A 13,361-nucleotide genomic window follows, 5' to 3' on the forward strand; every position below is an offset into this window, starting at 1 on the left:
CGTGAGCATCGTCGGCGGAGGGTACCGGCACGGGCTGCGGCGGCTGCGTCCGCGACCGACAGATGAAGGGGGCCGCGCGGCGACGCCGCTCGAGCTTCTCTTCGACCTGACGTTCGTCGCCTCGTTCGCTGTGGCGGGGACCGAGCTCGCCCACGGAATCGCGGACGGCCACGCCGGAGCAGCGACTGTCGCGTTCCTCTTCGCCATGTTCGCGGTGGTGTGGGCATGGATCAGCGTGAGCTGGTTCGCGTCGGCCTTCGACAACGACGACTGGCTGTTCCGCGTGCTGACCATGGTGCAGATGACCGGCGTCATCGTGCTCGCGATCGGGCTGCCGCCCCTGTTCGCGTCCATCGAAGCCGGCGCCCTTCTCGACAACGGCGTGATGGTCGCCGGCTACGTCATCATCCGCGGTGCGCTCGTCGTGCAGTGGATGCGGGCGGCACGCGCCAACCGCGAGTACCTGCCGCTGGCGGTGACGTACGCGGTGTTCGTCGGCGTCGCACAGGCGGGCTGGGTGCTGATCGCACTGCTCCCCGTGACCGCCGCGGCGGGGCTGGCGGCGGCGGTCGTCCTCTTCGGAGTCGAGGCGCTCGGGCCGATCGTCGCCGAACGCAACCGGGCAGGGCGCGACGGCGGTTCCACCCCGTGGCATCCCCATCACCTCGCCGAGCGGTTCGCACTGCTGACGATCATCGCGCTGGGCGAGACGGTCTTCGGCACCCTCTCGTCGTCCGCCGAGATCTCCCGCATCCAAGGGTGGACGGTCGACGTCATCGTGGTGGTCGGGGTGGGGATCGCGATGTCGTTCGCTCTGTGGTGGACGTACTTCCTCCTGCCCCACGCATCCGTCCTCGCCGCCCGGCGGGAGAAGGCCATCCCGTGGGGGTATGCGCACATCCTGCTGTTCGCCGCGATCGCCGCGGTGGGAGCGGGCCTGCACCTCGTCGGCTACGCCTACGATCCGGAGTACGACGTCGACGACACGACCGTGGCCGCATCCATCGCCCTTCCCGTGGTCATCTTCATGGTCGTCCGCTACGGCCTGCAGGCATGGCTGCTGTCCGGATCACCGCGCGACGGTGTCGTGCAGCTCGCTGCGGCGGCGCTGCCGGTGCTCGCGATCGCGCTCGCGGCCGCCGGCGTCCCGTTGTGGGCATGCCTGATCGTCGTCCTGGCGTCGCCGTTGTCCGTCATCCTCTCGTTCGAACTCGGCGGATGGCGGGCGCTCGACGCGCAGCTGGCACGCGTGATAGGCGATGCGGGGCCTGAGGGCGACCGCATCCGAGGGTGAAGCGCGTGGGTTCGCTACGCTCACCCCATGTCGGATACAGAACCGGTGGGTTCCGTCAAGGGTTCGCCTCTCGTCGAGTTGACCGTCCTCAAGGTGCTCGCCGTCTTCGGGCTGGGGCTCGGACTTCTGCTGCTGCTCATCGGCGCAGCCGATCTGAGTCCTGGCTACGACGACACGTGGGACGAGAGCGCGAAGAGGGCCGCGCAACTGTCTGCGGGGTGGATCATCTCGACGGCGGGCTTCATGTCGATGCTCGCGGCGCTGGTCCTCGCCGGAGTGAGGAGAATCGTCGATCCGCCGGGGCCGAACCGCCTGGCGTCCACTCCCGGGTCTCCGACTTCGCTCTCGGACGCAGAAGGCGGCCAGTAGGTCGTCGGCCCCCGGCCACGTGAGGACACCGGTGGTATCCGGCGCTCGCGCGGAGCATGCTCGGATCATGAGCACTCCGGACTGGATCCACCACCCACGGCTCGTCGCCTGGGTGGCAGAAATGGCAGATCTCTGCACTCCCACCGACGTCCATTGGTGCGATGGCTCGGACGAGGAATACGACGCACTGTGCGAGCAGCTCGTCGAGGCGGGCACGTTCATCCGGCTCGATCCGGAGAAGCGTCCCCGCAGCTTCCTGGCGCGCAGTGACGCGAGCGACGTCGCCCGAGTGGAGGAGCGCACCTTCATCTGCGCGCGCAGCGAAGAGGACGCCGGCCCGACGAACAACTGGATGGAGCCGAGGGAGATGATGCGGACGCTGCGCGGGCTGTTCGCAGGGTCGATGGCGGGCCGCACGATGTATGTGGTCCCGTTCAGCATGGGGCCGCTCGGCTCTCCGATCGCCCAGATCGGCGTGCAGATCACGGATTCGCCCTACGCCGTCGTGAGCATGAAGATCATGACCCGGATGGGGCGACCGGCCGCCGACGTGCTCGGCGCCGACGGCGAGTTCGTGCCGTGCATGCACAGCGTCGGGGCGCCTCTCGGCGACGGGGAGCAGGACGTCGCGTGGCCGTGCAATCCGGACGAGAAGTACATCGTGCACTTTCCCGAGACGCTCGAGATCTGGTCGTACGGGTCGGGCTACGGCGGCAACGCCCTCCTCGGCAAGAAGTGTCTGGCGCTGCGCATCGCCTCCACGATGGCCCGTGACGACGGATGGCTCGCCGAGCACATGCTCATCCTCGGGGTGACCGACCCCGAAGGGGAGAAGACGTACGTGGCCGCGGCCTTCCCGAGCGCCTGCGGGAAGACGAACTTCGCGATGCTCGTCCCGCCTCCGGTCTTCGCGGACGAGGGCTGGAAGGTGACGACGGTCGGCGACGACATCGCCTGGATCAAGCCGGGCGCGGACGGCACGCTCTACGCGATCAACCCGGAGGCGGGATACTTCGGCGTCGCGCCGGGTACGTCATATGCGACGAACCCGAACGCGATGGAGTCGATCCGCTCCGACACGATCTTCACGAACGTCGCGCTCACCGATGACGGCGATGTCTGGTGGGAGGGAATGGACGGACCCAAGCCCGCACACGCCGTCGACTGGCAGGGCAACGACTGGACTCCCGAATCCGAGACGAAGGCCGCGCACCCCAACTCGCGGTTCACCTCACCCGCGCGCCTGAACCCCGCTCTGGACGAGGCGTGGGACGACCCCGAGGGCGTGCCCATCCGCGCGTTCGTCTTCGGAGGCCGCCGCGCCGGCACCATCCCGCTCGTTGCGCAGAGCTTCAACTGGGCGTTCGGCGTCTACATGGCGGCCACCATGGGATCGGAGACCACCGCTGCGGCCTTCGGGAAGCAGGGCGTCGTGCGCCGCGATCCGTTCGCGATGCTGCCGTTCTCCGGGTATCACCTGGGCGACTACATCAACCACTGGCTCGCCCTGGGTCGAAAGGTGCGGAACCCGCCGCGCATCTTCCAGGTGAACTGGTTCCGTCGCGACGAGGACGGACAGTTCCTCTGGCCGGGGTTCGGCGAGAACATGCGCATCCTCCAGTGGATCGTCGCGCGTGCACGCGGACGCGCGCTCGCCATCGAGAGCCCCCTCGGGTGGATGCCGCGCTACGAGGATCTGACCTGGGACGGCCTCGACTTCTCGGAAGAGGAGTTCTTCGCGTGCATGGCGGTGAATCGCCGCGACTGGACGGCCGAGCTGCTGGATGTGGAGGAGCTCTTCATGAAGCTGTACACCCGGCTGCCGAAGGAGATGGAGATGATCCGGTCCCTCACGACGAGCGCGCTGTGGCGCTCGCCGAAGAACTGGGAGATGAACGCGGATCCGACATAGGCGCGCGGACAGCGCGGTGCCGAAGCGGTGCGGACGGAGGTCATGATGGCGGGAGCCGGACACGGGTCGGTGACGGGTCTGGACGAGCGCACGCTCGGCCGCATCGACGTCATCCTCTTCGACGCCGACTACCGGGATGCCGGATCGGCGATCGAGGACGCCTGGCGGGTCGCTGTGTTCGCCACCGATCCGCGGATGCGCGCCGAGCACGACCGGGTGCGGGCGGCGGCCGTGCGTTCGGCGAACGAACGGCGGGACCCGACCGCGGCCAGCGTGAAGACGTCGACCGGGGTGCATCGAGCGCTCCTCGGTGTGGCGCTCTTCCTGGGCGCCGTCGCCGTGGCGCTGATCGCCACACCGCGCAACAGTCCGGTCACCCTGCAGGATGCGCTGCTGCCTGCCGGACTGCTCGCGGTCATCTCGGTGTCGCTGCTGTGGTGGCTCGAGCCGCGTCGCGCGAACGGATCCCTCTGGGGGTCGCGGGTGCCTGCGGTCATCCACTTCATCTTCGGGATGCTGTGGCTGCTGGCGGCGGCCGGCGCGCTGACGTTCCGGTGGGGCGAGGTCGAGCCGTACCGGGCGCTGCCGGCGACCTCCGGCCTCACGATGCTCGTGTGCGCCGGAGTCGCAGCGATCATCCTGTGGGTCCACGCCCTCCGCGCTGACCGCTCAGGACGTCAGACGGGCCTTGCCCGGCTCACCGGCGACCTCGTGGACCCGCAGGATGCGGCCGAGGTCTTCGACGAGCTCGACCGGTGGTGGTGGGCTGCGGGCCCGGAGGCGATGCGGCGGGACGGCGCGCGCGTACGCAGGGTGCGGCGGGAAGTGCTCGCTCGTCTGCGAGCGGCGGCCCTCATCACCGAGCGCGACGAGCGGACAGCCGCAGCCGCGCCGGAGCCGGCGCGGTGGAGCGGTCGTCGGCGCTGAGAGCGTCGGCCTATCGGGCGTCGTCGAGGCCGCCCTCGCTGCGCGGCGTCAGGCCGCCCCGCCCTGCTGCGTCACCTCCATGCTGCGGCTGAGTCCGTCCAGGAGGGCGGCGAGGCCGGCTTCGAACTGGATGCTGAGCGAGTCCGCATCCATCGCGGGGCCGTCCGCGGGGCGATCGTCCGCGGGCCCGTCGTCTGCCGGCGCGCTCATGCCCGCGGAGAGCGCCGCCATCTCGGGGAACTCCCCGCTGCTCAGAAGTGCGCCGCCGAAGGCGATGGCGTCCGCGACGGACGCGGGGTTGTCCCGCGCCGCGCGGGCGCGGTGCAGGGACTCGACGGTGTGCAGCGCGCTTCCGACCACGTAGTCGTCGACGATGGCCGTGAGCGTGACCTTCTGCGGGGCGGTGAGATTCGTCTGCCGGAGGGCAGCGAGGGACTGCTCATAGTGCCGGATCGCGTTCGGGCCGAACTGCGCATCGTTCAGCGATGCCAGCGCCCACGGGTGGGCGATGAGGGCTCTCCGGCTGCGCCGCGAGATCTCGGCCGTCGCTTCCCGCCAGTCGTGGGGGAGCGCGCCGGCGGGCACGAGGACCTCCTCGAGGATGGCGTCGTGCATGAGCGCGATGATGTCGCCCTTGGTCCGCACGTAGTAGTAGAGCGTCATCGTCGCCGACCCGAGCTCGGCGGCGATCCGCTTCATGGTGGCGGCCTCGAAGCCCTCCGCATCGGCGATCGCCAGGGCCGTCCGGGCGATCTGCTCGCGCGAGTACCGCGGCTTGCGACCGGAGGGTTCCGGGCGCAGCCAGATCAGCGAGTTCTCGTGGGGGGCTGCCATGTCGTATCTCGTACGATTATATTATTCGTACAGCGTACGAAAAAGAGATACATCATACGAAAGGACGACGCCATGACCGAGCCCACCATCGCGGATCGACTGCACGACGGGATGCATCGGCTGCCGGGAATGCCGGACCACAGCGAAGCCGCGGAGCGCAACGACGGACAGGGGCACCCGAACCGCTCCTTCCAGAGTCGTACCCGGCGCGCCGCGCACACGCACCGCGGCCACGAGCACGGGCAGCCGCGCGTCCTCGTCCGATGGCAGACCGCGATCGCCCGCCTCTTCTCCTGACCTGAGGCGCACACGACGCTTCAGTGCCACGATCGAGCCATGGAGATGGATGAGATCGTCGAGATCGTCCGCGGTTTCGACGGGGCACTGGTCGTCATTCCGGAGGTGGGCAGCGTGTTCCCCGAGCTGGCGTGGGGAGACGCCTTCTTCTACTTCGCCCCCGATGGGGTGATGCCCGAGCGCACCCAGCCGTACGGGACGATCATCACCAAGGACTACCCCGACGACGAGCGCTCGGACCTCGAGCCCCCTGGCCGCTTCCGCGTGAACATCCAGGTCGATCGCGGGCGCGCGGCGGAGCTGACCGCCACCCCGGTCGATCCGGCGGAGGCGGATGCGTTCGCCCCGCATCCGGCGTACGGCGCCGCGGGGTGGGTCTGCGTCGTCAACCCGGGGCACCGGACGGCCGACATGGTCGTCGAGCTCCTCCGCGCCGCCCACGACGCGGCACGGGCGCGCGCCCAGCGCCGGGAACGGTAGGCCCGCCGGAGTGGGATGTGGTGGCAGTTCGTGCCGCATCCCGCACGGTGAGCGACCACAACTGCCACCTCAGGGTGCCGTGCGCGGGACCCGGTGTCGGGAGCGAGGATTAGCCTCGCCTCGTGGCCACTCTCGATGACCTCCGCCGCATCGCGGCCGGGCTTCCCGGTAGCGAGGAGCGCTCGACCACCGGCGGCGCCGCGTGGTTCGTCCGCGGCAAGCTGTACGCCTGGGAGTGTCATCCCTGGCCCAGCATCCCTGCCGACATCCGTGCGATCGTCGCCGCAGAACTCGTCGTCGGTGTGAAGGTCGCCGAGCGCATCGACGCCCTCGCCCTGGTCGACATGGCGCCCGACGTGTTCCTGCGCACGACGACCGCGTGGAACGAGCCGAAGGTCGCGTTCCGCATGGCCGGCATCGACGACGACCACCTCGCCGAGCTCGTGACGGAAGCCTGGCGCGTCCAGGCGCCGAAGTACCTGCGCCGTGCGCTCGATGAGTAGCGACCTCGGGTCGTCTCGTCAAGCCCATGCGTGAGAGTGCCGTCGGCGCGCATGATGACTCTGCACCTCCGCGAGCGCGGAGCACCGACCGAGGAGATTCCGGTGTCCCTGATCGCAGATCGACCCCTTCGTCCGGCAACCGAGTTGCTCTGGGTGGGTGATGGCGGCTGGGTGGCGTGCGACACCGCCCTCGCCAAGACCGATCCCCGACGCGTCATCGCGTTCATCGAGTGCAAGGAGCATCGCGTCCGCGTGCAGTGGGTCCGGGACCGGTGCGACGTCAGCGTCCACGACACCCTCCGGGAGGCCCTGCAGGCGGTGGAGGCGGCGTGCACCCGAGACCGCGAGGCGTCGCCCGAGCGGTCTCTCCAGCTGCACTGAGGCCTCCCTGCGGCCGAGCATCCGGGGTCGTCAGCGGACGAGCGCCTGGTCCTTGCCGGCCGCTTTGGACGAGTACATCGCGTCGTCGGCACGGTTGAGCAGGGCGTCTGCCGTCGGCGGCGATCCGGCGTCGGGCGAGTACACCGACGCGCCGACGCTGATCGACAGTTCGAGCGCACCGTGGGCGGTCGCGATCGGCTCGCGGGCAAGTTGCAGGATGCGCTGCGCGATCGTCGTGGCCGCGACCGTGTCGGCGGCCGGGCAGATCGCGACGAACTCGTCCCCGCCGATCCGTCCGACCGAGTCGCCCGTTCTGACTCCGTCACGGAAGCGCTCGGCGAGGGTGCGGAGCACCTCGTCGCCCGTCGCGTGACCGAAGGCGTCGTTGACGCTCTTGAAGTCGTCGACGTCGACGAAGATGACCGTGAGCGGCTCGCCCGCCTGGGCCGCAGCATCCAGAGACGCCTCCAAGGTCTCGGTGATGGACGAGCGGTTCGCGATTCCGGTGAGCTGGTCGTACCGGGCCATGTGCTCGAGATCGCGCTGCAGGCGCACACGCACCAGCGTCTGTGCCGCCTGCCGGCCGAGTGCCTGCTGCAGCTCGAGGAAGCCGCGGTCGAACTCCCGTGTGCGTCCGAAGAAGCAGACCAGCAGGCCGATCGTGCGGTCCTCCGCGGAGAGGGGGGTGACCGACATCGCCTCGAGGCGCGCGTCGCGCAGCCCGGCGGCGAGCTCGGGGAACGTGACGTCGGCGTCGTCGGCGGTGATGACGATCTCGCGGTCGGTGGCGCGGATGGACGGGATCGGGGCGACCACGCCCCAGAGCGGGTTGGTTCCGGAGACGGGCTGGAGCACCCCGTCGTCGTCGATCAGCAGGACGGATGCCGCGGTGGCGGCGAACGCCTCGCGGGCGACGCGCACGACGGCGTCGCCGACCTCCACGTCGCTCGTGCTCACGCCGAACGCCGTCGAGATGTCGTGCATGATCTGCAGGCGCTGGCCGGACAGCTCCGCCGATCGTCGCGCCCTGAGCAGGTCCTGCTCATAGGCCAACCGTTCCGTCGCGTTGAAGACGGCGCTGTGAACGAGCGGGGTCTCGCCGGTGTCGACCACGGCGGAGTTCATCAGGATCGGGATGGCGGTGCCGTCCGTGGCGACCATCGTCAGCGCGACCTGCTCCGCGCGCCCCTGCAGGAGCAGGACCTGGCTGTGCCGGGTCTCCAGGAAGATGCGGCTGCTCGGGTCGAGCAGCGAGGCGAGGCTGACCCCGCGCACATCGCTCTTCGTGCGCCCGAGCCACGCCAGCAGTGTGTCGTTGGCCTCGACCACGATGCCCTCCGTCGTGGTCGTCAGCAGTCCGCACGGGGCCCGGTGGTAGCGGGTCTCGTAGGGATCAGTGGTCACTGCAGTCCACGGCGGATCGCCTCGATGAGGATGTCCGGGCCGGAGAGCAGCGGGATGTGGCCGCGGGTCGGGATGGTGGTGAGGGTGCTGCCGGCGATGGCCCCGTGCACGTATGCACCCACCTGGTCGGGTGCGATCACGTCCTCCGTGCACTGGATGACATGGGTCGGCACCGAGACGCCTGCGAGGTCGCGGCGGTTGTCGGACAGGAACGTGACGTGAGCGAAGTGCCGCGCGATCGTGGGGTCGGTGCGGCAGAAGCTCTGCGTGAGGTCCTCGCCCAGGTCGGGCCGCTCCGGGTTGCCCATGATGACCGGCGCCATCTGCGTCGACCAGCCGAGGTAATTCGCATCTAGCGCGTCGAGGAGTCCGTCGATGTCGGCCTTCGAGAACCCGCCGCGGTACTCGCCCTCGTCGACGTAGCGCGGCGACGGGCCGACCAGGACGAGGTGCGAGAACAGGTCGGGGCGACGGTTCGCCGCGAGGACGCCGATCATCGCGCTGACCGAGTGGCCGACGAAGATCACGTCCGTCGCATCGAGTGCGTCGAGGATGTCGAGGACATCGGATGCGTATCCGTGCAGCGAGTCGTACTTGCCACGGTCGTACGCGGTCAGGTCCGATTCTCCGGCGCCGACGTGGTCGAACAGCACGACCCGATGGTCCGCCTCGAAGGCCGGCGCCACGTGACGCCAGGAGAGCTGACTGCAGCCGAAACCGTGGGCGAACACGATCGTCGGGCCGGCTGCATCGCCGGTCACCGTGACATTGTTGCGCTGAAGAGCCGGGTGTATGCCGACAGATGTCACGGGTGCTCCTGCCGCTGTGGGGGATGCGCGCCCGGTAGGCGCCCCCCTCTGGATAGTAGAGGACGCGGGGCGGCATTCCCGCGGGAGCGGACACTACTCCTTTTGCGGATGCGCCGCTGACGGTTGTGTCGAGCAGGCGGAACGGGCTGACTGGCCGGGTGATAGACATCGATGACCTTGCCGCCGACCTCGCCGACGCCATCCGTGAGCGGGATGTCTTCGCGGCCTACCAGCCGCAGATCTCCCTCGACACCGGCCGCCCCGTCGCTGTCGAGGTGCTGTGCCGGTGGCAGCATCCGGTCATCGGCACGATCTCCCCGGAGACGTTCATCTCCGTCGCGGAGCAGACCGGTCAGATCCACACGCTCGGCGCCCTCATGCTCGGAGAGGCGCTGGATGCCGCGGCCGGCTGGCGTGCCGCGGGCAGCGACATCCAGGTCGCCGTCAACGTCTCGCCGCTGCAGATCGCCGAGCCGGCGTTCCTGACCCACCTCGAGGGCGAGCTGCGCCGGCGCGAGCTGGACTCGAGCGCGCTCATCCTGGAGATCACGGAGTCGCTGCCGCTGGTCGGCTCGCGTGCGGTCATCGACCTGCTCCGCGCCATCCGCACGCACGGCGTCGGGCTGTCGCTCGACGACTTCGGCACCGGCCATGCCTCGCTGGAGCAGCTGGAGAGCCTGCCCCTCAGCGAGGTGAAGCTGGACGGCTCGCTCATCCGCGACGGCGATGCCCATACGGATGCGGCAGTCCGCGAGGTCATGACCGTCGCCCGCGAGCGCGGTGTCCGGATCGTCGCCGAGGGCATCGAGACACCCGCACACCTCGCACGGGTCGTGGAACTCCGCTGCGACAGGGCGCAGGGCTACTTCATCTGCCGGCCGCGGCCGAAGGCCGACATCGACCGTCTGCTGGAGCGAGGGTCAGAGGTCGCCCAGGGGTTCCTCATCGTCTGATTCCGGCTCTTCGCCGCCGATGTCGATGCGCGTCCACGTGACGGCGGTGCCGGGCGAGAAGAGGATGTCGATACCGGGGCCGGAGCGCAGCGGCGGGATGTTGACGTACCCGCCGTTCAGGCGGATGGCCTCGAGGATCTGCTCGCGGAGCCCGTCGACGGGATCAGGCAGGAAGTAGTCCTTGCCGTCAACGGTCAGTCTGTTGATACTCGCCATCGTTCGCCCTTGCTCGTCGTGTGGGAATCGGCCGCGGTCAGGCGTCTGCCGCGGGTCGGCTGGTCGGCTCGGGGACCAGCTCCAGGCCGCCGGGGCTGTTCGCCGTCAGCATGAGGGCGTCGACCCACAGCCGGTTGAGCACGGGCTCGCGGCCGCCGTAGAACTCGAACTGCATCGGAATCGACGGGTGCACCCAGAAGGAGCTGCGCCCGCTGCCGTGGCCCGTCTCGTACTTCCAGGAGAACGAGAAGCTCTCCGAGCGACGGAGCTTCGCGAGCATCACGACGCGCAGATGCGCCAACGCCCGATCGTCGAACTCGACGTACCACATCGGTGCACCATAGATGAGCTTGCCCACGCGACCTCCAGATCCTCCTCATCCTCGCACGCCGCGGGTGCGGGAGCGTGCATCGTCATTGGCCCGTCTCCGTCGACCGCGCAGCTGCCCCGTTCCCTACGCCTCGTCGCCGGGGACGGCGATGCGGGCGAGCAGCACGTGCTGCTGGCCCGAGTGCATGTCGCGGTCGGCGAAGCTGCCTTGGGTCGCGGGACGCGGGAACGAGATCTTGATCGCTCGCAGCGCTCGCATCGGGAACACCCGCACGTCGGCCGCGTTGGCCCGGTACAGCGCGGCGACCACCTCGGGGTCGACGACGTCCGAGGCGCAGACCCGGTCGAAGGCGGCGTCCGTGGGCAGGAACACGTCGAGGGTCATCCAGAACGGGCCCGCGTTCTTGGCGCGGACGAGGTCGGCGATCTCGTCGAGGGTCTGGTCAGCCACGGCTGCCCACCTCCTGGTACTCGGTGCGGAACAGTTCGCTCTCGTCGTCGACGTCGACGGTGTGCTGCAGGACGAACTCGTAGCTCGCGCCGCGCTCGATCTCCGCGGGGGAGGTGGCGAAGGCGAAGCTCGGCAGGTGCGTCATGCCTTCGAGCGGCAGATGCAGCATGAGGGGGTTGGCGATCTTCGCGATCGCGGTCGCCGTCGCCTGATCGGCGGCGCGGGCCTTGAACAGCACCCCCACCTCGCGGGGCGGCTCGCCGCCCGGCTCGAGGGCGCCCAGCACGGCGTTGTGGCCGAAGGCCCGCAGCTCAGCGTCGTACTCGTGCGCCTGGAGCCCGAGGTGCGCGCCGACGCGGCGGGCGAGTTCGCCTGAGAAGCGCCGCAGCCACGCGTCCATGTGCGCGAGGACGTGCGGGTCGCGGATGCCGACGAGCGACACGGTCTCGTAGCCCCCGATGGCTGCGCCCTCGAGCTTGATCGTCGTCTGCTCCGCGTGCTCGAAGACCGAGCCCTCGACGCGGGTGACCCGCTCGTCGACCGCGGTGTAGACGGCGGTGCTGGTGTCGAGGGTTCCCCCAGGCTCGCGCAGCCGGTACGGGTCGGCGTTCTCGTAGAGCATGTGCGCGGCGACGGTCATCGGCGTGGCCGCGGAGGTGTCATCGAGGGGGTGGATGCTGAAGCCGCCGTCGTCGATCTCGACCAGCACCCCGCCGCCGAGCGGGTCGGTGGTGCACTGGCTGCCGCATTCGACGGTCTTCGCGGCATGCCACGTCGGACCGGCGGCGATGCCGCGGCCGAGCGCGATGCCGGCCACGGAGGCCGTGTCGGACGCGCGGCCGGTGAGGACGAGATCCGCGCCGGCGGCGAGTGCTGCGGAGATCGGCTCGTGGCCCATCAGGCCCACGATGTGCTCGCAGCGCGCGACCGTCTCCGCGGTCAGCGTGCCCGCCGGCTCGAGCGGCGACACCCGGCCGGCGGCCAGCGCGCCGAGCACGCTCTCGCGGGTCAGCTCGCTGTAGATCTTCGCGACCCGGAAGGAGAGCTGCTCCTCCGCGGCGATCTCCTCCGCGATGCCGGCCACCCAGTCGACGCCCGCGTCGGTGCCCGACGTGCCGCATGTCGTCACGACCACCGGGATGCCGGCACCCCGGCCGGCGATCAGCAGCGTGCGCAGGTCGCTCTTCAGCGAGCCGCGCGAGGTCTTCGCGATCCCCGCTCCGAGATAGTGCGGTCCGGAATCGGTGGAGCCGCCGTCGACCGCGATCGCATCGGCGCCGAGGGCGATGCCGCGGGCCACGCCCTCGGGGGTCACGCCGCCGCCCAGCATCCCGATGGGGAAGATGATCCGGACCGATCGATCCGCCGGGCGCACAGCATCCGCTGCCACGTCATCGTGTGAAGTCATCAAAGGTGCTTCCTCTCTGCCGGGAATCTATTTGCTATAGCAAATTGTGTCAAGCGCGCCCCGAAGCCGATCCCGCACTCCGGCCGGTACCGTGGGGTCATGCTGAGCGGAAACGAGCGACCGTGAGCCTCCACGAGGCGCTGCCCCAGGTCGCCCGGGCCGGGTCGCTGTCCGAGCAGGTGTACCGGTCCGTGCGCGCCAGCATCGCCGACGGGCGGCTGGAGCCGGGCAGTCGCGTCACCGAGCGGCAGTTGGCCGCGGCGCTGGACGTGAGCCCGACCCCGGTGCGGGAGGCGCTCGGCAAGCTCGAGCACGAGGGTCTCGTCGAGCGCGTCGGTGCCCGCCGGCTGCGGATCGCCGACCACCCGACCGAGACCCTCCGCGAGCTGATGGAGGTGGAGATCATGCTGCGCGGGGCGGAGGCGCGGTTCGCCGCCCGCAAGATCACGCCCGAGGCGATCGAGCGCATGCGCGGATACATCGACGAGCTCGTGGCCGCGCGCGCCTCGCTCACGCTGGCGGAGCAGTTCGAGATGGCACAGCGCTTCGACGCCGAGATCGCGCAGGCGGCGGCGAACACCGCGCTGCGCAGCCTCATCGACAGCTACGCGATCTACGGCGCCGATCACCGGCTCAGTCGTGCCGCCGAAGACGCGAAGGATCCGAGCTGGATCGAGCGGCGGATCGCGGACCACCGGGCGATCCTCGACGCGCTCGCCGCCGGCGACGAGGATGCTGCGGAGCGCACCATGCGCGGGCACGCGCGGTCGGCGATCCAGAGCCTGTAGCGGTC

General features: G+C 69.9%; 17 protein-coding genes. 10 read left to right on the forward strand and 7 right to left on the reverse strand.

Going from position 1 to position 13,361, the window contains the following annotated elements; all coding sequences use genetic code 11:
• Position 1 precedes the first annotated feature (1 nt).
• The 4 genes from Microterr_RS01215 (at position 2) to Microterr_RS01230 (ending at position 4,502) form a co-directional block, all read left to right on the forward strand.
• Positions 2-1,294, forward strand: coding sequence for a low temperature requirement protein A (locus tag Microterr_RS01215; protein ID WP_263796609.1), 1,293 nt, complete (start codon positions 2-4; stop codon positions 1,292-1,294).
• 27 nt (positions 1,295-1,321) lie between these two features.
• A complete protein-coding gene (locus Microterr_RS01220; RefSeq protein ID WP_263796608.1) occupies positions 1,322-1,663 on the forward strand; it encodes a hypothetical protein in 342 nt (113 codons plus the stop codon).
• A 67-nt stretch (positions 1,664-1,730) separates the two neighbouring features.
• A complete protein-coding gene (locus Microterr_RS01225) occupies positions 1,731-3,575 on the forward strand; it encodes a phosphoenolpyruvate carboxykinase (GTP) (RefSeq protein ID WP_263796607.1) in 1,845 nt (614 codons plus the stop codon).
• A gap of 45 nt (positions 3,576-3,620) precedes the next feature.
• Positions 3,621-4,502, forward strand: coding sequence for a hypothetical protein (locus tag Microterr_RS01230; RefSeq protein WP_263796606.1), 882 nt, complete (start codon positions 3,621-3,623; stop codon positions 4,500-4,502).
• 48 nt (positions 4,503-4,550) lie between these two features.
• Here the strand turns inward: Microterr_RS01230 and Microterr_RS01235 are convergent, their stop codons facing one another.
• Positions 4,551-5,336 carry a TetR/AcrR family transcriptional regulator C-terminal domain-containing protein gene (locus tag Microterr_RS01235; protein ID WP_263796605.1) on the reverse strand — a complete coding sequence of 262 codons (786 nt, stop codon included), beginning with the start codon at positions 5,334-5,336 and terminating at the stop codon, positions 4,551-4,553.
• Positions 5,337-5,408: 72 nt separating this feature from the next.
• Here Microterr_RS01235 and Microterr_RS01240 point away from each other — a divergent pair, with 72 nt between their 5' ends.
• From Microterr_RS01240 to Microterr_RS01255, 4 genes are all read left to right on the forward strand, one after another.
• Complete coding sequence (locus tag Microterr_RS01240) at positions 5,409-5,633, forward strand: hypothetical protein (protein WP_263796604.1); 225 nt, start codon at positions 5,409-5,411, stop codon at positions 5,631-5,633.
• A 39-nt stretch (positions 5,634-5,672) separates the two neighbouring features.
• Positions 5,673-6,113: a DUF6194 family protein gene (locus tag Microterr_RS01245; RefSeq protein ID WP_263796603.1), complete on the forward strand. Its 441-nt coding sequence runs from the start codon at positions 5,673-5,675 to the stop codon at positions 6,111-6,113.
• Positions 6,114-6,235: 122 nt separating this feature from the next.
• Positions 6,236-6,616: an MmcQ/YjbR family DNA-binding protein gene (locus Microterr_RS01250; RefSeq protein ID WP_263796602.1), complete on the forward strand. Its 381-nt coding sequence runs from the start codon at positions 6,236-6,238 to the stop codon at positions 6,614-6,616.
• 102 nt (positions 6,617-6,718) lie between these two features.
• A complete protein-coding gene (locus Microterr_RS01255) occupies positions 6,719-6,997 on the forward strand; it encodes a hypothetical protein (protein WP_263796601.1) in 279 nt (92 codons plus the stop codon).
• 30 nt (positions 6,998-7,027) lie between these two features.
• Here the strand turns inward: Microterr_RS01255 and Microterr_RS01260 are convergent, their stop codons facing one another.
• Together Microterr_RS01260 and Microterr_RS01265 are read right to left on the reverse strand one after the other, a co-directional pair.
• Complete coding sequence (locus Microterr_RS01260) at positions 7,028-8,401, reverse strand: sensor domain-containing diguanylate cyclase (protein WP_263796600.1); 1,374 nt, start codon at positions 8,399-8,401, stop codon at positions 7,028-7,030.
• Positions 8,398-9,162 (reverse strand): alpha/beta fold hydrolase, encoded by a 765-nt coding sequence (locus tag Microterr_RS01265; protein WP_281974228.1) that lies wholly within the window; start codon positions 9,160-9,162, stop codon positions 8,398-8,400. Before Microterr_RS01265 ends, Microterr_RS01260 begins: the two co-directional genes overlap by 4 nt.
• 206 nt (positions 9,163-9,368) lie before the next feature.
• Here Microterr_RS01265 and Microterr_RS01270 point away from each other — a divergent pair, with 206 nt between their 5' ends.
• Positions 9,369-10,163 (forward strand): EAL domain-containing protein, encoded by a 795-nt coding sequence (locus tag Microterr_RS01270; protein WP_263796599.1) that lies wholly within the window; start codon positions 9,369-9,371, stop codon positions 10,161-10,163.
• Here Microterr_RS01270 and Microterr_RS01275 read toward each other — a convergent pair.
• The 4 genes from Microterr_RS01275 to Microterr_RS01290 all read right to left on the reverse strand — a co-directional run bounded on the left by Microterr_RS01275 (position 10,131) and on the right by Microterr_RS01290 (position 12,568).
• On the reverse strand, positions 10,131-10,379 hold the full coding sequence (locus Microterr_RS01275) for a hypothetical protein (RefSeq protein ID WP_263796597.1): 249 nt from the start codon (positions 10,377-10,379) through the stop codon (positions 10,131-10,133). The genes Microterr_RS01270 and Microterr_RS01275 overlap by 33 nt on opposite strands.
• 37 nt (positions 10,380-10,416) lie before the next feature.
• Positions 10,417-10,737, reverse strand: a complete 321-nt coding sequence (locus Microterr_RS01280) for a DUF7882 family protein (RefSeq protein ID WP_263796596.1) — start codon at positions 10,735-10,737, stop codon at positions 10,417-10,419.
• A gap of 96 nt (positions 10,738-10,833) precedes the next feature.
• Complete coding sequence (locus Microterr_RS01285; protein ID WP_263796595.1) at positions 10,834-11,160, reverse strand: DUF4387 domain-containing protein; 327 nt, start codon at positions 11,158-11,160, stop codon at positions 10,834-10,836.
• Positions 11,153-12,568, reverse strand: coding sequence for an acyclic terpene utilization AtuA family protein (locus tag Microterr_RS01290; protein WP_263796594.1), 1,416 nt, complete (start codon positions 12,566-12,568; stop codon positions 11,153-11,155). The genes Microterr_RS01285 and Microterr_RS01290 overlap by 8 nt, the downstream gene beginning before the upstream one ends.
• 122 nt (positions 12,569-12,690) lie before the next feature.
• Here Microterr_RS01290 and Microterr_RS01295 point away from each other — a divergent pair, with 122 nt between their 5' ends.
• Positions 12,691-13,356 carry a GntR family transcriptional regulator gene (locus tag Microterr_RS01295; protein WP_263796593.1) on the forward strand — a complete coding sequence of 222 codons (666 nt, stop codon included), beginning with the start codon at positions 12,691-12,693 and terminating at the stop codon, positions 13,354-13,356.
• The last annotated feature ends 5 nt before the right edge of the window (positions 13,357-13,361 follow it).

This window comes from Microbacterium terricola (genome assembly GCF_027943945.1).
GTDB classification, from domain to species: Bacteria; Actinomycetota; Actinomycetes; order Actinomycetales; family Microbacteriaceae; genus Microbacterium; species Microbacterium terricola.

Excerpts from the sequence above, each read along its gene's own strand:
- Microterr_RS01220 (WP_263796608.1), top strand. The coding sequence starts at position 1,322 with ATGTCGGATACAGAACCGGTGGGTTCCGTCAAGGGTTCGCCTCTCGTC.
- Microterr_RS01245 (WP_263796603.1), top strand. The coding sequence starts at position 5,673 with ATGGAGATGGATGAGATCGTCGAGATCGTCCGCGGTTTCGACGGGGCA.
- Microterr_RS01290 (WP_263796594.1), bottom strand. The coding sequence starts at position 12,568 with ATGACTTCACACGATGACGTGGCAGCGGATGCTGTGCGCCCGGCGGAT.
- Microterr_RS01235 (WP_263796605.1), bottom strand. The coding sequence starts at position 5,336 with ATGGCAGCCCCCCACGAGAACTCGCTGATCTGGCTGCGCCCGGAACCC.
- Microterr_RS01275 (WP_263796597.1), bottom strand. The coding sequence starts at position 10,379 with ATGGCGAGTATCAACAGACTGACCGTTGACGGCAAGGACTACTTCCTG.
- Microterr_RS01230 (WP_263796606.1), top strand. The coding sequence starts at position 3,621 with ATGGCGGGAGCCGGACACGGGTCGGTGACGGGTCTGGACGAGCGCACG.
- Microterr_RS01240 (WP_263796604.1), top strand. The coding sequence starts at position 5,409 with ATGACCGAGCCCACCATCGCGGATCGACTGCACGACGGGATGCATCGG.
- Microterr_RS01225 (WP_263796607.1), top strand. The coding sequence starts at position 1,731 with ATGAGCACTCCGGACTGGATCCACCACCCACGGCTCGTCGCCTGGGTG.